This window comes from Pseudalkalibacillus hwajinpoensis, from assembly GCF_039851965.1.
GTDB lineage: Bacteria > Bacillota > Bacilli > Bacillales > Guptibacillaceae > Guptibacillus > Guptibacillus hwajinpoensis_E.
This window is the reverse complement of record NZ_CP156674.1, coordinates 695,583-720,899: the sequence shown is the minus strand read 5'-3', so window position 1 is coordinate 720,899 and position 25,317 is coordinate 695,583. Positions and strand designations below refer to the sequence as shown.

At 40.3% G+C, this 25,317-nt stretch carries 26 protein-coding genes and 1 pseudogene; 17 read left to right on the top strand and 10 right to left on the bottom strand.

What is annotated here, in order from left to right; all coding sequences use genetic code 11:
• The first annotated feature begins 155 nt into the window (after positions 1-155).
• Positions 156-1,364, top strand: coding sequence for a putative glycoside hydrolase (locus tag ABFG93_RS03660; protein ID WP_347550728.1), 1,209 nt, complete (start codon positions 156-158; stop codon positions 1,362-1,364).
• Between the two features lie 28 nt (positions 1,365-1,392).
• On the opposite strand, the gene ABFG93_RS03655 is transcribed toward ABFG93_RS03660, so the two are convergent.
• Positions 1,393-1,566, bottom strand: a complete 174-nt coding sequence (locus ABFG93_RS03655; RefSeq protein ID WP_347550726.1) for a hypothetical protein — start codon at positions 1,564-1,566, stop codon at positions 1,393-1,395.
• Positions 1,567-1,722: 156 nt separating this feature from the next.
• Here ABFG93_RS03655 and ABFG93_RS03650 point away from each other — a divergent pair, with 156 nt between their 5' ends.
• Both ABFG93_RS03650 and ABFG93_RS03645 read left to right on the top strand, forming a co-directional pair.
• Positions 1,723-2,286, top strand: a complete 564-nt coding sequence (locus tag ABFG93_RS03650; RefSeq protein WP_347550725.1) for a GNAT family N-acetyltransferase — start codon at positions 1,723-1,725, stop codon at positions 2,284-2,286.
• A gap of 33 nt (positions 2,287-2,319) precedes the next feature.
• Positions 2,320-2,448: a hypothetical protein gene (locus ABFG93_RS03645; protein WP_347550723.1), complete on the top strand. Its 129-nt coding sequence runs from the start codon at positions 2,320-2,322 to the stop codon at positions 2,446-2,448.
• Between the two features lie 33 nt (positions 2,449-2,481).
• Here the strand turns inward: ABFG93_RS03645 and ABFG93_RS03640 are convergent, their stop codons facing one another.
• Entirely contained in the window at positions 2,482-5,547 is a 3,066-nt protein-coding gene (locus tag ABFG93_RS03640; RefSeq protein ID WP_347550721.1) for an efflux RND transporter permease subunit, read from the bottom strand.
• A gap of 11 nt (positions 5,548-5,558) precedes the next feature.
• A complete protein-coding gene (locus ABFG93_RS03635) occupies positions 5,559-6,761 on the bottom strand; it encodes an efflux RND transporter periplasmic adaptor subunit (protein WP_347550719.1) in 1,203 nt (400 codons plus the stop codon).
• A gap of 287 nt (positions 6,762-7,048) precedes the next feature.
• Here ABFG93_RS03635 and spxA point away from each other — a divergent pair, with 287 nt between their 5' ends.
• Positions 7,049-7,444: a transcriptional regulator SpxA gene (gene spxA / locus ABFG93_RS03630; RefSeq protein WP_347550717.1), complete on the top strand. Its 396-nt coding sequence runs from the start codon at positions 7,049-7,051 to the stop codon at positions 7,442-7,444.
• A 55-nt stretch (positions 7,445-7,499) separates the two neighbouring features.
• Here the strand turns inward: spxA and ABFG93_RS03625 are convergent, their stop codons facing one another.
• Positions 7,500-8,177 carry a TerC family protein gene (locus tag ABFG93_RS03625; protein WP_347550716.1) on the bottom strand — a complete coding sequence of 226 codons (678 nt, stop codon included), beginning with the start codon at positions 8,175-8,177 and terminating at the stop codon, positions 7,500-7,502.
• Between the two features lie 265 nt (positions 8,178-8,442).
• Here ABFG93_RS03625 and mecA point away from each other — a divergent pair, with 265 nt between their 5' ends.
• The 6 genes and pseudogenes from mecA (at position 8,443) to pepF (ending at position 14,174) form a co-directional block, all read left to right on the top strand.
• A complete protein-coding gene (mecA, locus tag ABFG93_RS03620) occupies positions 8,443-9,126 on the top strand; it encodes an adaptor protein MecA (protein ID WP_347550714.1) in 684 nt (227 codons plus the stop codon).
• Positions 9,127-9,278: 152 nt separating this feature from the next.
• Positions 9,279-9,524, top strand: a complete 246-nt coding sequence (locus tag ABFG93_RS03615; RefSeq protein WP_347550712.1) for a competence protein CoiA family protein — start codon at positions 9,279-9,281, stop codon at positions 9,522-9,524.
• Positions 9,448-9,906, top strand: a complete 459-nt coding sequence (locus ABFG93_RS23005) for a competence protein CoiA family protein (RefSeq protein WP_431522040.1) — start codon at positions 9,448-9,450, stop codon at positions 9,904-9,906. Before ABFG93_RS03615 ends, ABFG93_RS23005 begins: the two co-directional genes overlap by 77 nt.
• Positions 9,907-10,025: 119 nt before the next feature.
• A pseudogene (tnpA, locus tag ABFG93_RS03610) lies at positions 10,026-10,425 on the top strand (IS200/IS605 family transposase).
• Positions 10,426-10,436: 11 nt separating this feature from the next.
• The gene (locus tag ABFG93_RS03605) at positions 10,437-11,552 is read left to right on the top strand and encodes a transposase (protein WP_347550710.1); all 1,116 of its coding nucleotides are present in this window, start codon (positions 10,437-10,439) and stop codon (positions 11,550-11,552) included.
• A gap of 807 nt (positions 11,553-12,359) precedes the next feature.
• Positions 12,360-14,174: an oligoendopeptidase F gene (pepF, locus tag ABFG93_RS03600; RefSeq protein WP_347550708.1), complete on the top strand. Its 1,815-nt coding sequence runs from the start codon at positions 12,360-12,362 to the stop codon at positions 14,172-14,174.
• Positions 14,175-14,215: 41 nt separating this feature from the next.
• Here the strand turns inward: pepF and ABFG93_RS03595 are convergent, their stop codons facing one another.
• The 4 genes from ABFG93_RS03595 to ABFG93_RS03580 all read right to left on the bottom strand — a co-directional run bounded on the left by ABFG93_RS03595 (position 14,216) and on the right by ABFG93_RS03580 (position 16,526).
• Positions 14,216-14,395: a hypothetical protein gene (locus tag ABFG93_RS03595; RefSeq protein ID WP_347550706.1), complete on the bottom strand. Its 180-nt coding sequence runs from the start codon at positions 14,393-14,395 to the stop codon at positions 14,216-14,218.
• 124 nt (positions 14,396-14,519) lie between these two features.
• Positions 14,520-15,440 carry a ClpXP adapter SpxH family protein gene (locus ABFG93_RS03590; protein ID WP_431522039.1) on the bottom strand — a complete coding sequence of 307 codons (921 nt, stop codon included), beginning with the start codon at positions 15,438-15,440 and terminating at the stop codon, positions 14,520-14,522.
• A complete protein-coding gene (locus ABFG93_RS03585; RefSeq protein ID WP_347550705.1) occupies positions 15,437-15,835 on the bottom strand; it encodes a globin in 399 nt (132 codons plus the stop codon). Before ABFG93_RS03585 ends, ABFG93_RS03590 begins: the two co-directional genes overlap by 4 nt.
• A 118-nt stretch (positions 15,836-15,953) precedes the next feature.
• Positions 15,954-16,526, bottom strand: coding sequence for a CYTH domain-containing protein (locus ABFG93_RS03580; protein ID WP_347550704.1), 573 nt, complete (start codon positions 16,524-16,526; stop codon positions 15,954-15,956).
• A 141-nt stretch (positions 16,527-16,667) separates the two neighbouring features.
• Between ABFG93_RS03580 and ABFG93_RS03575 the strand changes: the two genes are divergently transcribed.
• From ABFG93_RS03575 to ABFG93_RS03560, 4 genes are all read left to right on the top strand, one after another.
• Positions 16,668-17,048 carry a hypothetical protein gene (locus tag ABFG93_RS03575; RefSeq protein ID WP_347550702.1) on the top strand — a complete coding sequence of 127 codons (381 nt, stop codon included), beginning with the start codon at positions 16,668-16,670 and terminating at the stop codon, positions 17,046-17,048.
• 26 nt (positions 17,049-17,074) lie between these two features.
• Positions 17,075-17,716 (top strand): GTP pyrophosphokinase, encoded by a 642-nt coding sequence (locus tag ABFG93_RS03570; protein WP_347550701.1) that lies wholly within the window; start codon positions 17,075-17,077, stop codon positions 17,714-17,716.
• 19 nt (positions 17,717-17,735) lie between these two features.
• A complete protein-coding gene (locus ABFG93_RS03565) occupies positions 17,736-18,536 on the top strand; it encodes an NAD kinase (protein WP_347550699.1) in 801 nt (266 codons plus the stop codon).
• Positions 18,537-18,664: 128 nt separating this feature from the next.
• Positions 18,665-19,558, top strand: a complete 894-nt coding sequence (locus tag ABFG93_RS03560) for an RluA family pseudouridine synthase (protein WP_347550697.1) — start codon at positions 18,665-18,667, stop codon at positions 19,556-19,558.
• On the opposite strand, the gene prpE is transcribed toward ABFG93_RS03560, so the two are convergent.
• Both prpE and ABFG93_RS03550 read right to left on the bottom strand, forming a co-directional pair.
• Complete coding sequence (gene prpE / locus ABFG93_RS03555) at positions 19,542-20,276, bottom strand: bis(5'-nucleosyl)-tetraphosphatase PrpE (RefSeq protein WP_347550696.1); 735 nt, start codon at positions 20,274-20,276, stop codon at positions 19,542-19,544. The genes ABFG93_RS03560 and prpE overlap by 17 nt on opposite strands.
• Positions 20,277-20,372: 96 nt before the next feature.
• A complete protein-coding gene (locus ABFG93_RS03550) occupies positions 20,373-21,557 on the bottom strand; it encodes an FtsW/RodA/SpoVE family cell cycle protein (RefSeq protein ID WP_347550694.1) in 1,185 nt (394 codons plus the stop codon).
• Between the two features lie 252 nt (positions 21,558-21,809).
• Here ABFG93_RS03550 and mgtE point away from each other — a divergent pair, with 252 nt between their 5' ends.
• From mgtE to ABFG93_RS03535, 3 genes are all read left to right on the top strand, one after another.
• Positions 21,810-23,150 carry a magnesium transporter gene (gene mgtE / locus ABFG93_RS03545; protein ID WP_347552745.1) on the top strand — a complete coding sequence of 447 codons (1,341 nt, stop codon included), beginning with the start codon at positions 21,810-21,812 and terminating at the stop codon, positions 23,148-23,150.
• Between the two features lie 32 nt (positions 23,151-23,182).
• Positions 23,183-25,030 (top strand): monovalent cation:proton antiporter family protein, encoded by a 1,848-nt coding sequence (locus tag ABFG93_RS03540; protein ID WP_347550693.1) that lies wholly within the window; start codon positions 23,183-23,185, stop codon positions 25,028-25,030.
• Between the two features lie 105 nt (positions 25,031-25,135).
• Positions 25,136-25,288: a hypothetical protein gene (locus ABFG93_RS03535; RefSeq protein ID WP_347552921.1), complete on the top strand. Its 153-nt coding sequence runs from the start codon at positions 25,136-25,138 to the stop codon at positions 25,286-25,288.
• Positions 25,289-25,317: the final 29 nt, after the last annotated feature.

Genomic DNA, 25,317 nt, shown 5'->3' with positions numbered 1-25,317 from the left:
TTCTAGAAATCATACCATGACTAGTAAAATAAATCAATTCCATCTGTTCACGAAAAAGACATAAAAAGACATAGGGAATTTTACTGGAAGTTCTTTCAAACACCGAGTATTCATCTTATAATAGAGAAGGCAAACTAATAAAGGAGAGAGAAGCTGTGCGTAATTTAAATGTTGGGGTGAAAAGCCTGCTCGCGGCTGTATTACTATTTTCTGTGTTCGGACAAACAGTACTAGCAGAAGATGCATTATCAGCGGCCAATCACAATGGATTTGAGTTAGAGAACAAAGAACTGACCTTACCTGATCGGTTACCTAGGTTCGTATATGATTCAGGTCTTGATTTTGAATACCCAGATGCGGTGAGAGGAATTTATGTAACAGGACATTCTGCCGGGGGGAGTAAATTTACGCAGCTTGCAGATTTCGTTGAGTCAACGGAACTAAATGCAATGGTTATCGATATTAAGGATGATTTTGGAAACCTTACATATGAACCAAAGAAAGATTCTCCATTAGCTCAGTACGATATAGGGAAACCTTACATAAAGGAACCGCGTAAGGTACTGGAAGAACTTGAAAAACGTCAAATTTATCCAATTGCTAGAGTAGTTGTTTTTAAGGATACCGTTCTAGCAGAAGCAAGACCTGAACTTTCCTATAAGGATGGCGGCTCGATATGGAAAAATGGACGAGGTGAAGCGTTTGTGAATCCATTTAGCGAAGAAGTATGGGACTATAACGTACAAGTTGCAATTGAAGCTGCTAAAATGGGCTTTAAAGAAATTCAATTTGACTATGTTCGTTTTCCTGAAGGATTTGAAACACGTGATGACAAGTTAGAATACACGATGGGTAAATACGCAGATATGGACATGAACGATACACAAAAGCGAGTACAGGCAGTAACTGACTTTGTTGCTTATGCGAATTCGAAACTAGAACAGTATGATGTAGAAGTATCCGTAGATATCTTTGGATACTCAGCAACAATTCCTGAAGCACCTGGAATTGGTCAAAACTTCTCGAAAATTTCTAAAAATGTCGATGTTATTTCATCAATGATTTATCCAAGTCACTGGGGTTCATATTTTGGCATTAGCAAGCCGGATTTAGAGCCCTATAATCTAGTAAATGAGTATGCTAAAGTAGAGAATCAAGTATTAGATGAGCTTAAAGAAGCGCCAACCAGTCGTCCTTGGCTTCAAGATTTTACAGCTAGCTATCTAGGTAGTGGAAACTACTTGAATTATGGAAGAGCTGAAGTGGAAGCCCAGGTTAAAGCATTGAAAGATAATGGAATTGATGAATTCCTACTCTGGAATGCGGGCAATACGTATTCTAAAAACGTAGACTATACGCCGTAAAATCAAAAGACCGCCAACAGGCGGTCTTTTAATCATTTGAGAGAGTTCTCCAATTCTTTTGACTGCGAACTACAGGGTCTTTAAATTTATTTCGATCTTTACTGTATAACCATTTTCCAGAACCATTCATAAAGAAGGCTAGAAATGCTGTAAAACTGATGAGAAGTATAGCAAGCATAACAAACTCAACAATAAATGACATGGTTAGACCCCTTTTTGTAAGACTTTTCTAAATTATACTGAATGTTTAGATAAATAGAAAGAGGGAAAATAAGTTGTGGTAGAAATGGCCTGTATCTATAATACTGAACAAATATGTTATACTAATAATGATGAATTAACTAAAAGGAGTAGATCAATGAACTGGTATGAGAAGCTGAAGCAATATTTCCCAATTGAAGAAATGAAATCAAAAGAGCACATGGACTTGCTATTAAATGAAAAGGGTGACATTTACAACAAGGACGAAGGACCGCACCATGTTCTAATGTATGCTGATCTTCCTGATTTCATATTTGTGGATTATATCTTTGTTTCCAGGGATGCCAGGGGTCAGGGGCTAGGAAAGAAACTGATTGATCAATTAAAAGAAAAGAACAAACCAATCATCCTGGAAGTTGAACCTGTGGATTATGGAGAAACAGATACTAAAAAAAGACAGCGCTTTTATCTGAGAGAAGGATTTAAGCATGCAAAATCAATTGGTTATCGCAGACGATCTTTAGCAACCAATGAGATTAATGAAATGGAAATTCTTTATTGGTCACCAAGTAAAGCTGGCGAAAAAGAAATTTACGAAGCCATGAGGCATACGTATCAAGAAATTCATACGTATAAAGATAAACAGCTGTATGGCGCGGCCTATCAGCCTGTCGAAGAGGTACTGAGCCTTAATGAAAATCAGGATTTAGTAGAAGAGTAAGAAGATTGTTTTCTGTTAGGAGGGACCCTTCTTATGAAAAATCGTGAAAAGAAGAAGAAAAAGAAACGTGATTGGTTGAAGGATTTGCTTAAAAAACGCTGGAAAACCTGGAAACCTCAATCGTCGAAAGAACCCGCCTCAAATACGAAAACTTCTGCATAAAAAAGAAAGCCTCGGAGGCTTTCTTTTTTATTTTTATTCTATTATTTCTCTTTTTTTATCCAATCGCTTCTGGCGTCTGAGATCGATTAAATAGTAAACGACAGGAATAAATACTAAGGTAATGAATGTCGCAACGCTAAGGCCGAAAACAATAACGATTGCCATCGGTTGTTGGATTTCTGTCCCTTCCCCAAACCCTAGTGAAAGGGGAACAAGTCCAAGAATCGTTGTGAGTGTAGTCATAAGTATCGGTCTTAACCGAATTGGACCTGCTTCTAAAATAGCCGATCTTGTATCCATACCTGTTGCGCGGAGCTTATTAATATAATCCACGAGTACAATCGCATTGTTAACGACAATTCCGGTCAAAATCAGCATACCAACAAGAGAACCGACTCCAAGTGGTTGGAAGGTAACTAGTAGTCCGAATATAATTCCAATTGCCGTAAGAGGCACTGAGAACATGATAATGAACGGATATAGAAATGATTCAAATTGTCCTGCCATCACCATGTATACCAAAACGATAGCTAAAGCCAGTGCACCAGAAAGCTTGAAGAAGGCATCATTCATTTGTTCATCCTGGCCGCCAAAGGTGATTTTATACGCATTGCCCGGAAGCGGTACGTCTTTGACAAGATTTTCTCGAATTTCGTCTGTTACAGTGCCGAGATCCCTGTTTAACAGGCTTGCGGTCACTTCTACCTGTCTCAGGCGATCCGTGCGTGTAATTTCAGATGGCCCGAGTCCGCGCTCAATTTCAGCGACAGCAGATAATGGAACTTTTTGACCTGTTTCAGTATCAATTAATAGGTTGGATAGCGCATCAAGGGAATCTGTGTATTTATCTTCCACTGTGAGACGGATATCGAGCTGATTTCCATTACCTGCAAGATTGCTGGCAACAAGACCTTTCGTAGCATTCGAAATGGCAGTGGAAATTTGAGAGCTACCAATTCCATAGCTTGCTGCTTTTTCTCGATCAATTAGAATTTGAACTTCAGGGTTATTTGATTCAATGCTCGAAGTGGGCTCTCTCACGCCATCGACTTCAGAAATGCTTTCGATAACATCGTCCGAAAGTTCTTTCAGGACGTTAAGGTCAGGTCCGATAATGTTAATCGAAATAGGATCAGCACTGAAGCCTGAATCACTCGCTGATACTGAAACATCTACATTTGGGATGTTGTTTACTTTTTCACGAATCGTTTCGGCAACTTCAAGGTCGGATAGTTCTCGTTCATAAATAGGAACGAGCAAGACACTGTAAGTTGCCTGGTTTGTCTGACTTCCTGCACCGAGACTAAAGTTATCTGTTCCACCAGCTGTCAGGTAAGATAGTTCGACCTCAGGTACATCTTCAAGTGCCTTATTGATTTGATCTGTTACATTTTCAGTCGCATTTAGTGAGCTTCCAGCAGGGAGCTGCGCTGAAATATTTACAAAGCTCTGATCCTGAGCGGGTAAAAACTCTGTACCAATAAAAGGAGTTCCTGCCGCTGATACAAACAGGAGTAAGATCGTAAACCCTGCTGTTCTTTTCGGATGATTTAACGATTTATCCAAAATACGCCTGTACCAGTTATTCATACGGTCGAACTTAAGTTGGAAAATGGATTTCGATTCGTTCCGATTCATCAAAAGGGAAGAAAGTAATGGAACGATGATTAACGCTGTGAAAAGTGACGCAAGTAGCGAAAAGGTAACGGCAAGTGCGAGCGGCTTAAATAGCTGAGCAGCGAGTCCAGTTACGAACACAATAGGTAAGAAAACCACTACTGTTGTTAAGGTAGAAGCAATTATTGCGCTCCCTACTTCTTTTGTACCCTCAACAGCTGCATCTTTCAGAGATTTGCCTTCCTGTCGCAAACGGTAAATGTTTTCTAAAATCACAATCGAGTTATCTACCATCATACCGACCCCAAGTGCGAGTCCCCCGAGTGTAAGAAGGTTAATGGTTTGACCTGAGAAGTACATCAGAATAAAGGCACCTACGATGGAAATTGGAATAGAAAGGCCAATGATTAACGTACTTCGAATATTTCTTAAAAAGAGATAAAGAACTAAAGCGGCCAGCAGACTTCCGATAATAATGTTCCAAACAACCGCATTAATGGATTGATTAATAAATTTCGCCTGATCGAATACTGTTTTAATTTCCAAACCTTCTGGAAGAGAAGGCTGAATTTCTTCTAATTTTTCATTAATCTGTTTCACAACCTGTACCGTGTTGGCCCCTGATTGTTTTTGAATCGAGAAGCCAATTGCCGGTTCACCATTCAAGTAACTTGCTTGAACAGCGGGCTTCATCATTTCTTCAATCTCCACAAGCTTACTTAATTTAACAGTACCATTAGATGTTGGAACGGAAAGGTTTTTTAAGTCCTCTACAGATTTAAATTCCCCAGTTACTCGTAATGGGAGATTCTTGTTTTCCGTCTCAATTGATCCACTCGGAAGGTTGAGGTTCTCAGAACCAATGAGCTGCTGAAGATTTGTTAACGTCACACCATATTGACTGAGCTTGTCCGGATCAGCAGTTAAGCGTATTTCTTTTTCTAGTTGACCTTCAATCGTGACGGCTGCAACGCCTGGTACAGAATCAAGAGCCGGTTTAATCTGATCTTCAATAATTTGTTTAACTTCAGTGAGATCTTCTTCAGAACCTGCGACCCCAAGCTGCATAATCGGAATATCACTTGGGTTAAAGCGGAGTACCTTTGGAACAGGCACTTCAGAAGGCAATGAATCTCTGACATCATCTATCTGTTCTCGCATATTTAATGTTGCAAAATCCATATCGGTTCCCCACTCAAATGAAACGAGTATAAGCGCCCCTCCATTCTGAGAAACAGATGAAATACTTTCGACATTAGGGAGAGTACCCATAACGTTTTCGAGAGGGGAAGCCAGCAGATTCTCTACTTCCTCCGGGCCAGCGCCATCATATGTAACCGTAATCGCTGCAACAGGGAATGTAAGGTCTGGGAAGAGATCTACCGGCATGTTGCGCAGTGATACGGTTCCTATAATCAAAATGAAGATAATGACCATTCCCATAGCAATCGGGCGAAAAACGGAAAGCTTAGCTATATTCATATCGACTCAACTCACTTCTTTACCTGGATTTCGGATGAGTCGTTCAAGCGGTCTTTTCCTTTTGTAATCACCTGGTCACCTTTGGAAAGACCACTTGTAACCTGGATATTATCGTTGGATTCTGCTCCAAGCTCAACCGTTACTTTTTTTACTTTCTCTCCCTGTGGAATGTAAACATACGTGTTCTCTTCTCCGTAAATAACCGAATCTTTTGGTATGACAATGGCATTCTCAATCACATCTGTTTGAATAACAGCTGTCGCTTTCATACCGCCTTTCACTGCCAAATCGTTATTTGGCATCGGAATCTCAACAAGGAAAGAGCTGGTTTGTTCATTGGCAGTAGGTGGAATTGCATTAAGCTTTCCGTCAAATGTTTCACTAACTCCATCAAATGTAATTTTAACGTCCTGGTCTTTATTAAGTTGAGTAATCTGAAAGCTATTGACCTGGAATGCAGCGACAACTGGATTTAAATTAACAACAACGGCAAGTGGAGTACCAGGCGCTGCTGTAGCATTTTCCTCGGTGTTTATTTGAGAAACGATCCCGTTAATAGGAGATTCGATCGTTGTAGCATTCAGGACGTCTCTCGCTTGATTGAGACTGGCCTTTGTTTCAGATAGCTGTGTTTCTAGCTGCGTAACGTTCCCGTTCGACATAGATGGGACCTGTGCGGCAGCCTGGGACAATTGAGCCTGCTTAATCGTTACTTCGAGGCTTTCTTTTAACACATCAACTGCAGTCACTTCCTTTGAGTCGAGCTGATTGAGAAGCTCCTTAGAGCGTTCAAGAGAAGCATTAAGTTCACCCTCAAGCTTCTTTAATTCCTGTGCGCTTTTTTCAGCCTGGCTGGATAGTTCTTTCGCCTGCCTGACTGCTGATTCGAGCTCCGTAACTGCATTAGTAAGCTGATTTACATTCTCTCTTGCAGTTGTATCATCCAGGGCCGCAATAAGATCGCCCTTTTCAACCGTGCTGCCTACCTCTACATTTATTTCTCTTACTTTAAGAGGGGAGGGGGCTGTTAGAGGAATTGTAACGCCAGGGGTAGCCTGTCCTGTTAATTCAAGCTCGTCCGTTAAATTCATTTGTTTAACGGAGTTTGTTTCAACTAGTATCGGTTCATTAGCAGTTTCTTCATTAGTAATCTCTTCAGTTGTACAAGCGCTTGCAAAGACAAGCATACCTACAAGAAAGAGTGCTCTTTTCATTTCATTCACCTCAGAATTAGTGTATCTCTTACGAATGGTATCATGTGAATCAATCTTTTTTGTTATAAAATTCAAACATTTTTAAACAAATCGGGTTTGGATAGAATGGAATGGGGTATATAGGAGTTAGAAGTAATGATATTTTATTGTATACCTATGGTATAACTTTCTTGTAAATTTTGTTACCCCCTATTTATTTTATATGAATTGTAGTATAATACAAATTGTGAAAAGATAATTTTTCTAATGTAATAATGACGTTCACTTATAGAAAGGAGCAATTCCTTATGGTAACACTTTATACATCTCCAAGCTGCACTTCTTGCCGTAAAGCAAAGGCCTGGTTACAGGAACATGAGATTCCTTATACAGAGCGGAACATTTTCTCAGAGCCTCTAACGATTGAAGAAGTAAAAGAAATTCTTCGTATGACTGAGGATGGAACAGATGAAATTATATCAACTCGCTCAAAAACTTTCCAGAAATTAAACTTGAATTTAGATGCGGTTTCTCTTCAGGAATTGTTTGAGCTTATTAGCGAGCATCCTGGTTTGCTTCGCCGTCCAATCATTCTGGATGAAAAGCGCCTGCAAGTAGGGTACAATGAAGACGAAATTCGTCGTTTCCTACCACGTAAAGTTCGTACTTTTCAACTCCAAGAGGCCCAGCGCCTTGTTAATTAATAAAAACTTCTACAGGGGTTCCCTGTAGAAGTTTTTTTGTCCGGAATATTCATTTTTAATGAATAATGATGATATTTCCTCGAACCTTCCTAATGAACCAACCTCCGACTATAACAAGTATTAGAAAAGCGGTTTGCGTTATGAATTCCATGGTGGGGTACATATAGTAAAAGTGTTTTAATTCAGCAGCGTTTGTAAACATTCGACCAGCTGTAAGAGAAAGAATGCCTGCCCCAATATAAATGAATAGTGGAAAACGATCAAGTGCGTGCATGATCATGCGACTCCCCCATACGATAATAGGAATAGAGATCAGTAAGCCGAAGACAACGAGTGGAAGCCTGCCTTCTGAAGCACCTGCGATTGCAAGAACGTTATCAAGGCCCATAATTAAATCTGCCATGACAATCGTCCTAATTGCCCCCCAGAAAGAAACCTTTGGTTGTATGCTTTCATTACTTTCACTATCGATCACAAGCTTAAATGAAATGTACAGGAGAAATATCGCTCCAATTAACAATAAATACGGCAACATTAATAAATAGACAGCAACAATTGTTAATGCTATTCTAAGTCCAACAGCTATGGCTGTACCAATGAGAATGGCTCGACTACGATGAGAATCAGGGAGATTTCGACAGGCAAGTGCAATTACCACAGCATTATCTCCCCCGAGTACAATATCAATGCCGATGATAAAAAGTACTGATGTGATCGTCTCTACATTAAACAAGGAATCCTCTCCCGTTTATTCAATTTTTCACGTCATGACAGGAGCGCTTTGGGGCAAGCTATACACATAAATAAATATATCGTGTATATGGTGTATTATGAGTGAAAAAATCAAACGTTTTTTTATTTCCATTCTTTGTTCGTTTATCATAGAATGGAAGTAGAAGAGAAAAGCGGTTAGTGTACGCCGCTTAAGGGAAAGAGGAAATTAGGAGTATCCCAGAGGGAATAGCCTTCCGGTTAAAAACAGGAGGGAGAGAGAACAAATGGAAATCGAACGCGTTAATGCAAACACTTTAAAATTCTTTATAACGTATAGAGACATTGAAAATAGAGGTTTTGATCGAGAAGAGATCTGGTATGACAGAGAACGAGGCGAAGAATTGTTTTGGGAAATGATGGATGAAGCGCATCAAAGAGAACAATTTTCACTGGAAGGTCCTCTATGGATACAGGTTCAGGCTTTAGAAAAAGGTCTTGAAATCATCGTAACCCGTGCACAGATGTCAAATGACGGTTCCAAACTTGAACTGCCTATTTCTGAAGAAAAGCAGCTTGATCTGCCGCTTGATGAGAATATGGATAAAATTTTGGATGACAAATTTACGATTCAAAATAATTATGAGCCAGAAGAAGAGCTTGAACCACTTGAAGGTGAGGAACTTTCCTTTATGATTGGCTTTAGGGATTTTGAAGATGTGATTTCGTTATCACACAGATTCGATCCAGCTGGAGTTGAGAATGGGCTTTATCATTTTGAAGACCGGTACTATCTTCACGTTGTCTTTGATGAAACATTAATTGAAGAAGAGCAAGACAACCGACTCAGCCAGCTGTTAGAATATGGATATGAAACAGATCTAACACTTCATCGCATTCAAGAATACGGTAAGGAGATTCTCTCTGAACAAGCTCTAGAACAACTCCGCGGGCACTTTCCACTCTTATAAAATTTCGCCGATTTCATTTGGGAATCGGCTTTTTTATGTCTTTTTACAAGGTTTTCTTACCGCTTTTCAAAAAAAAGAAAATTGTTGAACCGTTGTAGAGGATTTCTAAAGTGGTAAGGAGAATAAAAGAATCATGAAAGAGAGGTGTTGTGATGTTAACAGCGATAACAAAAGAAGGAATATTATTAAATCTCGCAGACACAAACGGTGGGCTTAATGAGCTTCGTAAGCTTAGAAGTACGCGAGAATATTTTTGCCCTGCCTGTGGTTCCAGGGTCATTATGAAACTAGGGGAGAAGAAGATCTGGCACTTTTCTCATCATGGAAAAGTACCTTGTCTTACGAATTCAGAAGTGGAATCACTCTATCATCTGCAGGGAAAAACGTCAGCTTTATGAATGGCTAACAAGAGAAAAGCGGCGAGTTAAGCTTGAATGGTATCTCTCTCGAACAAGACAACGTCCTGATCTTCTGCTCCCGGAAGTCCACCTCGCCATTGAATACCAGTGTTCCTCGATAAGTAATCCTTTATTAAAACAAAGAACGGAGGATTATTCAGCATCAGGTTTAGATGTTCTCTGGATTCTCGGAGCTAAACGTTTGAATTCTAAACATCGCCCAATCCACTCCATTAGTGCGATGGAATGGTCTGCTGCCACCCTCTATAACTGTAAACTTCGCCTCCATTGCTATTGCCCTATTGATAAACGCTTCGCCTCAGTAACTCTTCTTTCAAGTTTAACGTTTTTCCGAAAGAAGTCTCCCTCTTCAAGCCTGTGAAGGGCGAAGCCCAACGGTAAGGGGGAAATGAATTTCGGTTGAGCGTTAGCCCAAAGGCATTTTGCTTTTTATCCTAATATGGTATATTCAGTCTTATAAAGTGTAAGGACTGGTATACAATGAAATTAGATAGTAATAACCATTCAGTGTTCTTGATGTATTACCATCTTGTATTGGTTGTAAAATATCGAAGGAACGGATATTGATGACACGATTTCAGACTATGCAAAAGAAAAATTTGTATCCTTGAGTGAAAAATACAATATTACATTGGTCGAGTGGAACCATGACATTGACCATGTTCATATTTTGTTCAAAGCACAACCTAATAGTGAATTATCAAAATTCATCAATGCATACAAAAGTGCGAGTTCGAGACTTATCAAAAAAGAGTTTCCTCTCGTTCGAAAAAAGCTATGGAAAGAAATGTTTTGGTCACGAAGTTTTTGCTTGTTGACCACAGGCGGTTCACCGATTGAAGTCGTAAAAAAGTATATCGAAAATCAAGGGATGAAGTGAGGTGATTTGATATGGCTAAACAAAATAAAGCGTATAAGTTCCGAATGTATCCAACAGATGAACAGGCATTAGTAATTCGTAAAACCTTCGGTTGTGTTCGTTTTGTCTATAACAGGATGTTGGCAGAACGAAAAGAAACGTATGAAAATCTGAAAGAGGACAAGGAAGCGTTAAAAAAGGCGAAACATCCTACTCCCGCCAAATACAAAAAAGAGTTCGAGTGGCTAAAAGAAGTGGACTCTTTGGCGTTGGCAAACGCACAATTAAACTTAGATAAGGCATATAAAGCCTTCTTCAAAGGGAATGCCAAGTTTCCAAAGTTCAAAAACAAGCGTCACAAACAAAGCTATACAACGAATGTTGTGAACAGAAATATTCAGATATTGGGTGGTCATATCAAATTGCCTAAACTGAAAATGGTGAAACTCAAACAGCATAGAGAAATTCCATCTGAGCATATTATTAAGTCTTGCACGATTTCGATGTCTTCATCAGGGAAATATTACATTTCGATTCTGACAGAATATGAAAAAGAAATTGAAATCAAAAATATTCAAAATGTTGTCGGGCTAGATTTTGCAATGAATGGGTTATTTGTCGATAGTGAGGGTAAGAAAGCCAATTATCCTAAATTTTTTCGTCAAATGCTTGATAAATTAGCAATCGAACAACGTAGATTGTCTCGCAAAAAGAAAGGTTCTTCAAATTGGAACAAGCAACGCATTCGGGTAGCAAAACTGCAAGAAAAAGTAGCAAACCAACGTAAGAATTTCCTCCTCCATCACAAATCAAAAGAATTAGTAACTGAGTTTGACGCTGTTGTGATTGAAGATTTAGACATGAAGGGCATGTCACAAGCACTCAAGTTCGGAAAAAGTGTCGCTGATAACGGGTGGGGTATGTTCACTTCTTTCTTACACTACAAGCTAAAAGAACAAGGGAAACAACTTATCAAAATAGATAAATGGTTTCCATCTACTAAGACTTGTTCGAATTGTGGTTCTGCAAAAGAAATCAAATTATCCGAACGCACCTATCAATGCACCTGCGGGCTAAGTCTCGATAGAGATGTCAACTCCGCACTCAATATCAAAAAAGAAGGCATTCGCTGGTTAGCAACTGCCTAACCTAGTGTAAATATAAACTCTTGGAACAAGAGGGTTAGCTTGGTCCATTTCGTCAGCTAGTAAAAGTGGCGATTACCCAAGAAGCCACCACTTCAACCAACCCGTAAGGGTGGTAAGTGGCGGGTAGTTCACCGCCTACTAAAGTGATTTGTTCCACTTCCTATTATCAAATTTCTTCGACTACTTTTTCTGAACTTCTCCAAACCTCAACTCCAATGAAAGTCCCAATACAATTTTATTCTATTTGGTTAAAGCAAAAGCAAATCTGGCGAAACAGCCCAGGTGAAAAATCGTATGCTTATTTTTATTTGCGGAAGCGACTGTATTCCGAAGGCGCTTCGATTCGAATGTTTCCTACTGAGGCAGGAATCCCTTCACCTGAAAACTTCTGGTTCGAAACCCCACCCTACCTCTGGCAAACCTGGATCCTCATCTGCTTTCTTCGAAGTATTTCCTGCGGACAATCCTTTACTATTGATTCGCTCTGCACCTCATTTAAACATCTGATTTCAATTAATTTAGTTAAAGTGAGTCCAAAAAACAGAAGGAGTTCAGAGAGCTTTAAAAGGTTACCTGACACAACTCGTCAGGTTGAAAGTGCTAAAAGAATGGGATAATGACTATTATGAAAAGCTTTATCAGCCCCAAATCATTAAAAGAGTAGATCAATGTGTTAAATTAGATTCTGAAATTTTGCATAGACTATAATAAGGCGCAATGTTTGTCGAGCGAAATTTTAAGAATAATTTGGAGAATATGGTACGATAAACTAGTGTAACGCAATCAATTGATGGAGGTGTCTTATTAATGGAAGAGACAAAAGTAAACGCTCTGCCAAAACGTGATGAAATTCCTGTTGAAGATACGTGGGATTTAGAGGCGATTTACGAGGATGATCAAAAATGGGATGACGAATTCAATGAAATCAAAGGACTTCTTCCTGAAATGGAGCAATACAAAGGGAAGCTTGGTGAATCAGCTGATACACTTTACAATGCCCTACAAAAGCAAGATGAATTAACAATCAAATTAGGTAAACTATATACATATGCCCATATGCGCTATGATCAGGATACGACGAATTCTCATTACCAGGGTCTAAATGATCGCGCTGCCAATTTAGCTACGGAGGTTAGCAGTGAGCTTGCATTTGTCGTGCCAGAAATTCTTAGTGTTCCTGAAGAGAAAATCCAAACATTCATGAAGGAAAACAAGGATCTTTCCTTATATGCTCATGCGCTTGATGAAATCAATCGTCAGCGTCCGCATGTCCTTTCAAAAGAAGAGGAAGCAATCCTTGCAGGCGTAAGTGATGTTACGAACAGTTCAAGTAATACGTTCGGTATGTTAAACAACGCGGATATGAAGTTTCCAACGATTAAAGATGAGAACGGTGAAGAAGTGGAAGTAACGCATGGCCGTTACATCCGTTTCCTTGAAAGTAGTGATCGCCGCGTTCGTAAGGATGCATTTAAAGCGGTTTATGAAACATATGAGAAGTTTAAAAATACGTTTGCGAGTACGCTGAGCGGAACAGTGAAGCGGGACAATTACTATGCTAGGGTTCGAAATTATGACTCTGCAAGACAGGCAGCCCTCGATAATAACAATATTCCAGAAGACGTTTACGATAATCTTGTGGAAACCGTAAATAGTCGTTTGGACCTGCTGCATCGCTATGTAAAGCTCCGTAAAAAGGCTCTGGGTCTAGATGACATTCATATGTATGACTTATATACACCGCTCGTCCCTGAAGTGAAGATGGAAGTCTCTTACAAGGAGGCAAAGGACTATATTTTAAAAGGATTAACACCTCTTGGCGAAGAGTACGAAGGTATTCTTGAAGAAGGATTTTCAAATCGCTGGGTCGATGTTCAGGAAAATGCAGGTAAAAGGAGCGGAGCTTATTCTTCCGGAGCGTACGGTACGCGTCCGTATATCTTAATGAACTGGCAGGATAATGTGAATAATCTCTTTACGCTTGCCCATGAGTTCGGGCATTCCGTGCACAGTTATTACACAAGAGAGAATCAACCATATCCATATGCGAATTATTCTATTTTTGTAGCAGAAGTAGCATCTACAACAAATGAATCTCTTTTAAACCACTACTTGCTTGAAAATACGACGGATAAGAAAGAAAAGCTCTACTTACTCAACCATTATCTCGAAGGTTTCCGCGGTACCGTATTTAGACAAACGATGTTTGCAGAATTTGAGTATGAAATCCATAAGAAAGCTCAGAATGGAGAGCCATTAACACCGGATCTTCTTTCCTCACTTTATTATGACCTAAACAAAAAGTATTTCGGAGAAGAACTTGTGATCGATGATGAAATTGCGCTCGAATGGGCACGTATTCCTCATTTCTACTACAATTATTATGTATTCCAATATGCGACTGGGTTTAGTGCAGCAGCATCTCTTTCTAATCAGATCCTTGAAGAGGGCGAGTCAGCTGTTATACGCTACATCGACTTCTTAAAAGCTGGAAGCTCAGATTACCCGATTGAAGTATTGAAGAAAGCAGGAGTGGATATGACATCTTCGAAACCAATAAGCGATGCGCTTAATGTCTTTGAATCCATCCTCGATGAAATGGAAAGTCTTCTATTTGAATAAGAAATAAGAAAATGCCTTCTCCGTCTATGGAGAAGGCATTTCTATTGATCGAATCCACGGAACTGATTTCGTTGGTTGATCACGCTTACAGTAACAAGAATGGAAATAAACAGGATGGCGCCTCCAACGACTGTTGGAATAAACTTAAGAAGCCCCATTAGAAAAATAATGAAGCTTATCACAACAAAGACAATACTGATTATTAGTAAAAATCGCGGCATTATTTTCTCCTCCTCACCTTAAAGATATGATATTTAACCTTATATAGAACGCAAAAAGAGCCTGGTTTATGCCAGGCTGCTGTTAGTTATCGTTATGATAAAAGTGAAAAGTGAAAAGTTCCGCTTATGCTTTAACCGCACGCCAGAATGAACCGTGCTTTGCAGGTACTTTCTCAACTTTTTGTTTTAAAGCTAATTTCTTCATAGCTGCATCCGCATCATCGCAGCTCAAGTCGTAAACAACGGCCACTTCTTTTGTTGCAACAAACTGATAGCGACTCATGAATTCCTCAAGCGATGGAAGAGGTTCTGGCACTGGTTCAGTATTCAACATTTCCGTCAAAATTCTGACGTACACGTCATAGTCATAAAGACCGGTGATTTTAAGCCCTTCTTCTTCAATGTTTTCATTGAAGAACACAAGTGTTGGCAGTTCAGAAACATCCATTTCAGTTGATATCTTTAAATCGCACTGAAAGGCTTTGACAGCGGCCTTAGAATGCAGGTCTTTATGAAACTCATGCACATCAAGACCGGTTTCTTTAGCGGCTTGAATCAGGTTTTCTTCCTTTGTCATGTTCTGTTTCTGGATAAATAGCTGTTCTCTCATTTTCCTTAGAAAACGGTAGCCAGGTAATTTACCCTGCAGTTCTGCAGCCTTAATGGCGATTGAGGCAATGTATGGTGTATCCATTGGATCTTCATACCATAAATCCCCATCACAGGACATACCTGAACGAGTTGCCGTTCGTTCCCATCGTTCAGCTACGTCTGCGTGTGTTTTGATTCCTTTATTTTTTCTTTTGAAAGAATTAAATGTCTGGATATTACCCCCTACTAAATGTCTTAAACGGAAGGTGTGTCCATATTCAAGGTGCAATTTTTTAATAATAGGTTCGAGCCCCCAACAGTCAGGACAGAGCGGATCAATGAATGAATAAATTTCAATAGGCTTGCCCTTTTGAGATGTGACCGAACAGGCTGTATCGGATTGTCCATTTGGACTGTAAGAATCGCAATAGGAACCAGTTACATTCGATGTCAATTCGATTCTCCTTTCTCTTCCGGATCACCCGTGTTAACCATATGATGGGCAGTGAATGTTAATCGTGTTAAAAGGTGTTCTTTAAATTCTTCATCTAGTTCTACCTCATCCATTGCTTCCTGCATGCATGTAAGCCATGCAGTTGCTCGTCTGGGCGTAATTTCAAATGGCAGGTGTCTCGCTCTTAACATAGGATGTCCATGTTCTTCAGAATATAGAGGAGGACCGCCAAGAAATTGAGTAAGGAATTGAGTTTGTTTTCGTGCGGTTTCAGTTAAGTCATTTGGAAATATAGGTTTCAAATCAGGATGATGTGAAACTCGATTATAAAAAGCAGTCACTAGGCGTTCTAACGTCTGTGATCCGCCAAGATGTTCATACATATTTTGCCTCATAGTACTTTTCCCCTTCGGAAGATAAAACCCTTATTTCATGTCTTATTTTAGCAACCTCCCTACATAACAGCAAATAATCCGATTTGAAATCTCTGGCAAACAAAAAGAACAAAGCAACTTAGCCCTGTCCTTGTGTAGCAAGAAAGAAACGAAAAATCTTGTTATTCGCGCTTCGTTCCGGTATATGGTGATTGTGTAAAAGAGAGTGGAAAGCTCGCTTTCCCGCTTCATATTCCTTTACTTCAAATTCAAGCTCATAGTCTTCTCGATCAAGGTACTCACTATGATCTAATACAAGCAGTCCTGAATCTATCGTAACTTCTGCTCTATGCGTTGTTAAGCTTCCAAGGTGAAACAGGGGAGAGTGAATTCCGAGGTTCTTGATCTGATCAAACACGTCTCCATCCGGCAGTTGATTCGTTGTTTTAATTGAATCAAACTGGGCAACTGTAATGGCTTGATGAGTTTCAAGTAATCCTTCTGAAGCCGGTTCCTTTAGCGTGAGAACAAGCTTATCATGCTTTGATCTTACTCTTAGTGCAGCGCCTTTTTCTCGAAGGAGAAAGTCTTTTGAATCAAAATAGTCGTTTGTTTGGGTTTGGATGTCAGTTAGCCTGTAGGCGTCAAGAAGATTGTCATACTCTTCTTTTGTAAGCATATTCTTAAATTCAATTTCAACTTCCTGTGACATGAGCGAGTCCTCCAATATCGTTGTCCTAAATGAATTATGGCATATGTTCGTATTCAGGACAACAACGATGAAATGCCCCCATGCATTGTGATAAACTAATAAAGGAAACATATTGGATTGAATGAGAGAGGAGAGGTAGTTGTGCCAGAACAATACTACATCATTACAGGGGAATTATCAGAAGAGACGCTCACATTTGGTTTGAATGAAAAAGCTAATCTTTCTACATATAAAGCGACAGGGAATATGCTAGTGGATTCTGATTCATTATCATTTGTTTATTTGCTAGACGGAGGCGAAGGATATACCTATATACGCTTTCAAGAAGAAGTCTGGCCAATGCTGAACAACGTTTTAGAGAAAGACCTGAAAGTAGTTGTGACATCTGAAGCTGAAGAAACTCTTGAGCTTATCGAAATAAAAGAGGAACTCACCTACTTAGTTGAGAATATTAAAGATAACTCTAATTATGGAGAAGTAATGAATCAAGCTGTTGAGAAAGCATTTTTGACAGCTTCATAATAGATATCGTTGTTGGTGGTGGTTGGATGAAAAATTGGGAAGAGTTTTTAGCGCCATATAAACAAGCCGTTAATGAGTTGAAAGTAAAACTTAAGGGGATCCGTGAGCAGTTCGAAAAAGCGGATGACCATTCCCCAGTGGAGTTCGTGACGGGAAGAGTAAAGCCTATCCCAAGCATTCTTGATAAAGCAAAACGAAAAGAGATTGATCTGGATCGCCTGCAGGAAGAAATGCATGATATAGCAGGAGTAAGAGTGATGTGCCAGTTTGTTGAAGATATTAACAAAGTCATTCATCACCTTCGCGGACGCAGGGATTTTGATATTGTCGAGGAACGGGATTACGTTACCAATCAGAAAGAGAGCGGGTATCGTTCTTACCATGTTGTGGTGCAATATCCGGTACAAACGATAATGGGTGAGCAGATGCTCCTTGTTGAAATCCAAATCCGCACACTTGCGATGAATTTCTGGGCTACGATTGAGCATTCTCTTAACTATAAATACAATAAAAAGATTCCAATGGAGGTGCAAAAGCGCCTTCAGCGAGCAGCAGTGGCTGCATCAAAATTGGATGATGAAATGTCAGAAATTCGCGTTGAAATAAAGGAAGCTCAAAAGGTATTTATGCAGAAAAAAGAAAAAGAAAAAAGGCAAGGCGAAAACTAAAGCAGACGAGGTGCCTAAAGTGAAATTTGCGGTAAAGTCCAAAGGGGATCAAACCTCCAATCAGCTTCAACAGCGGATTAAAAATTACCTGCGCGATTTCGATCTTGAGTATGATGAAGCAGAGCCTGATATTGTGATTTCGGTTGGAGGAGATGGAACACTTCTCCACGCTTTCCACCATTATCAGGATCGATTAGATGAAACAGCTTTTGTAGGTGTACATACGGGTCATCTTGGTTTTTATGCCGATTGGACACCCGAAGAGGTCGAGAAGCTTGTAATTCATATCGCTCGAACACCATTCCAAATTGTTGAATATCCGTTATTGGAAGTGACTGTTCGCTACCAGAATAGTTCAAAAGAAAATAGGTATCTTGCTCTTAATGAATGTACGGTGAAAAGCGTAGAGGGCTCATTAGTGATGAATGTCGAGATCAAAGGGGATCTTTTTGAAACGTTCCGGGGTGATGGTCTTTGCATTTCTACCCCATCAGGAAGTACGGCGTATAACAAGGCCCTGGGTGGCGCGATTATTCATCCGGCCCTCCCTTCCATTCAGCTCTCTGAGATGGCTTCAATTAACAACCGTGTATTCCGAACAGTGGGTTCACCGCTCGTATTGCCACAGCATCATACCTGTTTGCTCAAGCCTGTGAATGATGCTGATTTTCAAATCACTATTGATCATCTTTTCTTACTCCAAAAAGATGTCAAATCGATTCAATACAGGGTGGCAGAAGAAAAAGTGAGGTTCGCGAGATTCAGACCATTCCCATTCTGGAAGCGAGTAAAAGAGTCTTTTGTCGATGATGAATATTAAATGAGAGCAGTACCGTTCACACACTGAACCGTGCTGCTTTTTATTGTGAAGCGTCTGATTTTGTGTCAGAAGTGAAATTTTAAAAAGTACGATTTTAATCAATTGATCGGACGAAGGGATGGAGCATCATGACAGCATTTAGCATGAAATGGACCGTAAAGACAGAGGAAGCTGGTATTCTTGTAAGACAGTATCTTCTAGAAGAGAAATCCCTCTCCAGAAGTGTTCTAACCGATATTAAATTCAAGGGGGGCAGTATTCGTGTTAATGGCGAAGATCGAAATGTGAGAACCGTGTTGCAGGAGGGGGATCACGTGCAAATTACTTTTCCTCATGAAGAAGTGAGTGAGAGTATGATACCGCTTAAAATACCACTTAGGATTGTATATGAGGATGAGCATTTTCTACTTGTGAATAAGCCGCCATATTTGCCAACGATACCCTCGCGACATTCGGAAGGCTCGCTTGCACAGGGTGTATTGTTTTATTATCAATCGTTAAATTTGAATCGCACAATTCATACCGTTAATCGGCTGGACCGTGATACGTCGGGTTTGGTAATGTTTGCGAAGCATCGATTTGCACATGACCTTTTGTCACGGCAACAGCAGAACAAGCAGATGAAGCGCGAGTATCTAGCCATTGTTCATGGAAATGTAGAAGAGAAGGAAGGGGAAGTAGATGCACCGATTGGTAGGAAAGAAGGAAGTATTATTGAGCGTACCGTTCGACCTGACGGGCAGTATGCTCTCACACGCTACAGAATGGTTCAAATGCTTGAAGATGCAACGTTACTTGACCTGTCCTTGCAAACAGGTAGAACGCATCAGATACGTGTTCACATGGCGTCAATCGGACATCCGCTTCTAGGGGATGATCTATACGGCGGGCGCAAGGACGTTATTACGCGCCAGGCTCTCCATAGCGCAAAGCTTGAATTTTATCATCCGTTTCTAGAAAAAACGCTCCGCTTCGAAGCGGAGCTTGAACATGATATGAAAACTCTTATTCAAACGACTTGAACTTTTCTTCAACGTAAGGCATGGAAGAACTAACGGAAGTCGTTTTTAACTCCGGATAGCTTAAAGCGGTCAGGTTTCCTCCAAAAACACAGCCCGTATCAATGTTAACAGTATGATTAAGCCAGCGTGGTTCAGAAACCGGAGTATGCCCGTAGACTACTATTGATTCACCACGGTACTCACTAGCCCAATCTCTTCGAACAGGCATCCCGTTCGGATGGGATTCACCGGTGATATCACCATAGAGCACGAATGTTGTTACTTTTTTCCCTGTTTGGCCAACGAGATGCTCTGGAATTCCAGCGTGAGCAACAATTAGATTACCATCATCAAGAACTAAATACAGGGGAGCCTTTTCATATAGCGTGATAAAGTCTAGTTTTATATCATTTCTCTCAATTAAAGGAAGTTCGTTTAATTCTGCAACGGTAGTTTCCAGTCCGTGTTTTTGTTGAACCTTCCTGCCAATCATATAACGATACAGCTTATTGCAGTGGTTACCTGGGCAATAATACGCCTGATTTTGCTGGATCAGCTTTGTAACAACGCGGATGACGGAAAGAGAATCAGGGCCCCGATCGGTTAGATCGCCAAGAAACACAAGTTTTCTTCCTGAAGAATGGATGGGCACGCCGCTTGTCCACTCATAATCAAGCTGCATCGTTAATGTGACCAATTCTTCATAACAACCATGTACATCACCAATAATATCCAGCACCGATATTCCTCCTTTGCCTGTTCTTTTAACTATTCCCAATTGGGGAAAAAAGTATCAGCTTGCTTCTCGAAAGAAATAACCTGCCGGATCGGCAGGTTATTCAAACATATATGTTTTTGTTCTCGATCGAACGTTTAAGACGAGACCAACCGCAATCATATAAGTTAACAATGCACTTCCTCCATAGCTTACAAACGGAAGTGGAATCCCTGTAATCGGAAGGATCCGGACAGTCATGCCGATGTTTTGGAAAACTTGGAACGTCAGCATGCCAATGACACCTGCACAAAGGTAGCTTCCAAAAGATTCGTTACTTTCAAGTGCAGTATGTATCATTCTGTAGACGAGGAGGAAGAAGATCGAAATCGTAATACTCGCTCCAATAAAGCCGAATTCCTCGCCAATTACTGCGAAGATAAAGTCGGTATGCGCTTCAGGGAAGTAAACTGTACCGTCAGCATAGCCTTTTCCTTCAAGTTTACCAGAGCCAATAGCTAGGATGGCTTTCGTTGCTTGATAACCAGCGTCGGTATATTCTTCAGGTGCAAGCCACCCATAGAAACGGGCAAGCTGATATTCATCAAGAAGATATTCTTTGAAGAATGCCGGGAACTTAAAGAAGATAAATACGAACGCGGAAATGCCTGCGACACCTACTAAAGTTAAGAGAGAAAGCAATCTCCAGCGCACCCCTGATACGAGCGTAATACTAATAACGATGGCAGTAAATACCATTGCAGTTCCAAGGTCAGGCTGTGCCATAACGATAAGTAGAGGAAGTGCAGCAACACCAAAAATCTTACCGAGTAAAAGCAAATCAGTTTGAATGGTTTTGGTTGCGTGTTTTTCATGATGGTTCACTGATGTTGAAGCGATTGTAATAATTAAGAAAATCTTCATAAACTCGGACGGCTGAACGCTACCGAGTCCGGGAAGAACGAACCAGCTCTTTGCACCATTTGTTACTGGTGCGACTTGATAGCTTCCTATGTACTCTGGCATAAGGGCAAGTAAAATTAATAGAAATACGCCAAATCCGTATAAGTACCATGACAGCTGCTTGAAGCGATCGAAATCAATTACAAGAGTGAGAGAGAGAACGAAAGCTCCTATAAAATACCAGGTTAGTTGTCTTCCAGCAAAATTAAAATTTTTCAATTCTCCAGGAAGCGAAGCCTGGGCACTATAGATGGACACGGTGCTAATGCACATTAAGAGAAATATAAAGAACAAAAGAGTGAAATCTATTTGTTGCCACGGTGTTTGATTGTCATTGTTCATGATATAATCCTTTCTAAAGAAAAGCGTTACTTCGGAGTGATCACATTTCCTATCTTATCTGAAATCCTTCCGTTTGCAAATCGGTTCTTGTATTTATTTTTGACAAAATTACTACACACCGACTAAGATAGGAAGGTAATTTTACTTATTGACTCATTAAAGAAAGTCTATATTGATTATCTTTCAGGTTTAACCATTCACTTTGTTATTAACATCAGGGAGGTGTGCAGAGTGGCTTATCAAGAACAAGATATCCAGGCACTGTACGATGCATTAATCCATCATTTAGATCATGAGAGAATTGATCAATTTCGTGAATTATTTCTCGACATTCACCCGTACGAGCAGTCGAAGTTTTTTCTAACTGTATCTGAGGAAATCAGGCTACTTGTGTACACCTATTTATCTCCGAGAGAAATGGCTGAGATTTTTCAGAACTTTGACATTGAAGAGCAGGAAGAATACATCTCAGAAATGGATCCAACATATGCTGCTAAAATGCTTGCAGAAATGTATGCTGATGATGCGGTTGACGTACTTAATGAACTGAACCCTGAACAAATCGCGAGCTATCTGACGATCATGGACGATGATGCAGCAGATGAAATTAAAGAACTGCTGCATTATGAAGAGAAAACTGCTGGTAGTATCATGACAACAGAATTTGTATCCATTAGAGCGCACCAAACGGTGAAGCGTGCGATGCAGATTCTAAGGCAGGAAGCACCTGAAGCTGAAACCATTTACTATATATTCGTATTGGATCAGCAAAAAAGGCTGGTTGGCGTCATATCTTTAAGAGATTTAATAATTGCTGAAGAAGATATGCTTATTGAAGAAATTATGAACGAGAGAGTCGTCTCCATTTCGGTTGGCGAAGACCAGGAAGATGCCGCGCGAATTATGAGAGACTATGATTTCCTTGCTCTCCCGGTACTGGACTTCCAGAACCATCTTCTTGGAATTATAACACATGATGATATTGTCGACGTTATTGAAGAAGAGGCATCGGAAGACTACTCAAAACTAGCAGCCCTCTCCGATGATGGGACGCTCGACCGCAACCCATTTTCATCTGCTCGGAAAAGATTGCCATGGCTCATCATCCTCCTGTTCCTAGGAATGATGACGGCGAGCTTGATCGGTCAATTTGAAGAAACGCTTGATAAAGTCGCGCTGCTCGCCGTATTTATCCCGCTTATTGCTGGGATGGCAGGTAACACAGGAACTCAGGCGTTAGCTGTTGTCGTTAGAGGACTTGCGACAGGCGATTTTGAAGAAAATAGCAAGTGGACGCTCATTGTAAGAGAAGCCGGAACCGGACTTATTACGGGTGCGACATGTGGTATTCTCGTTACAATTATTATCTTTTTGTGGCAGGGGACCTTTTTCCTTGGGATGCTCGTTGGATTTTCGCTATTATGTACTCTAATAGTCGCAACACTTGCAGGTGCACTTGTTCCACTTTTGATGCACAAATTGAATATTGACCCGGCTGTTGCTTCGGGTCCATTTATTACGACGATCAACGACATCATTAGTATTCTAATCTATTTTGGAATGGCAACTGCTTTTATGAGCCATCTCATGTAGAGAATAATGCTGTCGTTTGAAGGAGGAAAGACATGGAACATGGTGCATCCGTATCATCACTAGTCATTGTAGTTGTTATCGCATTTCTAATTCCATTTATATTACACCGCTTTAAGTTAAACTTTCTTCCGGTTGTTGTTGCAGAAATCATCGCCGGAATTTTTATTGGGCAGAGTGGTTTCAACCTGGTTGATTCCGATACGTGGCTTGAGACGCTTTCCACCCTCGGGTTTATCTTTTTAATGTTCCTTAGTGGGCTTGAAATCGATTTCTCGGTATTTGCAAATAAAAAGAAAAAGGTGAAGCTTCCAAGCGGTAAGATTGAACCGAATCGTGTTCTTATCTCGTTTATCGTATTTTTAGCTGTGTTTCTTGTATCTTACGCACTTTCCCTACTATTTGTCGTGCTTGGTTATACAGACAACGCCTTTTTCATGACATTGATCATTTCAACCATTTCTCTTGGAGTTGTTGTTCCAACGTTAAAAGACGCAAACGTGATGAAATCGAGTATCGGTCAAACGATTCTGCTAATCGCAGTGATTGCTGACCTTGCGACAATGATTCTTCTCGCCATTTTCGTTTCTTTGAATTCTGGCGGAGAAGGAAACATGTGGCTGCTGCTGATTCTATTTGGAGCTGGGATTCTCCTGTATTTTCTAGGAGCTTATTTCAGACACCTTTCCTTTATTGAAACGATGTCTAAAGGAACGATTCAGATTGGCACAAGAGCTGTTTTTACATTAATCATTGTTCTAGTAGGGATATCAGAGACTGTGGGTGCTGAAAACATTCTTGGAGCCTTCCTTGCAGGAGCGCTAGTCTCGTTACTATCCCCAAATACAGAACTCGTGCAAAAGCTTGATTCGTTTGGATATGGTTTTCTAATTCCGATTTTCTTTGTAATGGTTGGTGTTGAGCTTGATATCTGGTCGCTTTTCCAGGACCCGAAAGTCCTTGTACTCATTCCACTACTACTTGTTGCCTTATTCGTATCAAAAATTGTACCAGTTCTTGTACTAAAAAAATGGTACGATATGAAGACTGTTTTTGGATCAGGCTTCCTATTAACATCGACGTTATCTCTTGTGATCGCTGCAGCTGAAATTGGTGAGCGGATTGACATTATTGATGACCAGCTTTCATCTGCTTTAATACTTGTTGCTGTTATTAGCTGTATTATTGCACCAATCCTCTTTAAGAAGGTTATGCCGAAGCCGGAGGAGCGTTCACACGCAAAGAAGCTTGCCATTATAGGAGCAAATCAGATTACGCTACCAATTTCGCTTGAATTAAATCCTGATAACTATGTCACATCGATTTACCATACGAAACAGGAAAAGGTCGATTCTGAAAAGCAAAATAGCCGATTCAGCGTTATCGAGCTTTCGGATTACAGTATTGACACTTTGAAAAAAAGTGAAGTTTTTGATGCTGATATTCTATTGATCTCATCCGGTGATGACGAAACAAATTCGGATATTGCTGTATTTGCAAAAGAGTATGGTACAGAACGGGTCATCGCACGAATTGAACTGACTGAAGTCGCAGATCAGCTTCGTGATCTCAATATCGATGTTTTTTCTGTTTTCTTCTCAACAAAGGCATTGCTTAAAGCGCTTATTGAATCTCCAGGCGTTGTGAATATCTTTACAAGAGAAGAAAATGCGCTGTATCAAATTAATATGAATAACGTGGAATACAATGGTGTGCCGCTGCGAAGCTTCCCTTATCTCGGGGATACCATTATCGTTCGAATATTCCGCGGTAAAGATTCCATTGTGCCACACGGGGATACAGAGCTTCGTATCGGCGATAGACTGATTGTGACCGGTAGTAGCACAAGTGTGGATGAAGTTCGCTCGCTATTGAGCTATTAAACAAACCTCCCTTTCTCAATTTAGAGAAGGGGAGGTTTTTCTAATACATAAATCCAGGAATCAGGGTGATACTTCATACCATAAGCAAAGAGAGGGAGTGTTGGTGTGAATATTGAGGAACCAAAAGTCATTTGCCCTGCATGTCATCGACAATTTGATATGGAAGAGACGATCACAGCTCAGTCAAATCAAAACATCATTTTTGAGTGCCCTGCATGCGGGTATGAGAAGCGCAATATTCAAACAAGCAAAGGCTGAGGAAATCCAGATGATACAGGTTCTGAAAA

What these genes read in the sequence shown, in the direction of transcription:
- ABFG93_RS03655 (WP_347550726.1), bottom strand. Translation starts at nt 1,566, where the DNA reads ATGTCATTTATTGTTGAGTTTGTTATGCTTGCTATACTTCTCATCAGT.
- ABFG93_RS03650 (WP_347550725.1), top strand. Translation starts at nt 1,723, where the DNA reads ATGAACTGGTATGAGAAGCTGAAGCAATATTTCCCAATTGAAGAAATG.
- ABFG93_RS03645 (WP_347550723.1), top strand. Translation starts at nt 2,320, where the DNA reads ATGAAAAATCGTGAAAAGAAGAAGAAAAAGAAACGTGATTGGTTGAAG.
- ABFG93_RS03640 (WP_347550721.1), bottom strand. Translation starts at nt 5,547, where the DNA reads ATGAATATAGCTAAGCTTTCCGTTTTTCGCCCGATTGCTATGGGAATG.
- ABFG93_RS03635 (WP_347550719.1), bottom strand. Translation starts at nt 6,761, where the DNA reads ATGAAAAGAGCACTCTTTCTTGTAGGTATGCTTGTCTTTGCAAGCGCT.
- spxA (WP_347550717.1), top strand. Translation starts at nt 7,049, where the DNA reads ATGGTAACACTTTATACATCTCCAAGCTGCACTTCTTGCCGTAAAGCA.
- mecA (WP_347550714.1), top strand. Translation starts at nt 8,443, where the DNA reads ATGGAAATCGAACGCGTTAATGCAAACACTTTAAAATTCTTTATAACG.
- ABFG93_RS03615 (WP_347550712.1), top strand. Translation starts at nt 9,279, where the DNA reads ATGTTAACAGCGATAACAAAAGAAGGAATATTATTAAATCTCGCAGAC.
- ABFG93_RS23005 (WP_431522040.1), top strand. Translation starts at nt 9,448, where the DNA reads ATGGAAAAGTACCTTGTCTTACGAATTCAGAAGTGGAATCACTCTATC.
- ABFG93_RS03605 (WP_347550710.1), top strand. Translation starts at nt 10,437, where the DNA reads ATGGCTAAACAAAATAAAGCGTATAAGTTCCGAATGTATCCAACAGAT.
- pepF (WP_347550708.1), top strand. Translation starts at nt 12,360, where the DNA reads ATGGAAGAGACAAAAGTAAACGCTCTGCCAAAACGTGATGAAATTCCT.
- ABFG93_RS03595 (WP_347550706.1), bottom strand. Translation starts at nt 14,395, where the DNA reads ATGCCGCGATTTTTACTAATAATCAGTATTGTCTTTGTTGTGATAAGC.
- ABFG93_RS03585 (WP_347550705.1), bottom strand. Translation starts at nt 15,835, where the DNA reads ATGAGGCAAAATATGTATGAACATCTTGGCGGATCACAGACGTTAGAA.
- ABFG93_RS03580 (WP_347550704.1), bottom strand. Translation starts at nt 16,526, where the DNA reads ATGTCACAGGAAGTTGAAATTGAATTTAAGAATATGCTTACAAAAGAA.
- ABFG93_RS03570 (WP_347550701.1), top strand. Translation starts at nt 17,075, where the DNA reads ATGAAAAATTGGGAAGAGTTTTTAGCGCCATATAAACAAGCCGTTAAT.
- ABFG93_RS03560 (WP_347550697.1), top strand. Translation starts at nt 18,665, where the DNA reads ATGACAGCATTTAGCATGAAATGGACCGTAAAGACAGAGGAAGCTGGT.
- ABFG93_RS03550 (WP_347550694.1), bottom strand. Translation starts at nt 21,557, where the DNA reads ATGAACAATGACAATCAAACACCGTGGCAACAAATAGATTTCACTCTT.
- ABFG93_RS03540 (WP_347550693.1), top strand. Translation starts at nt 23,183, where the DNA reads ATGGAACATGGTGCATCCGTATCATCACTAGTCATTGTAGTTGTTATC.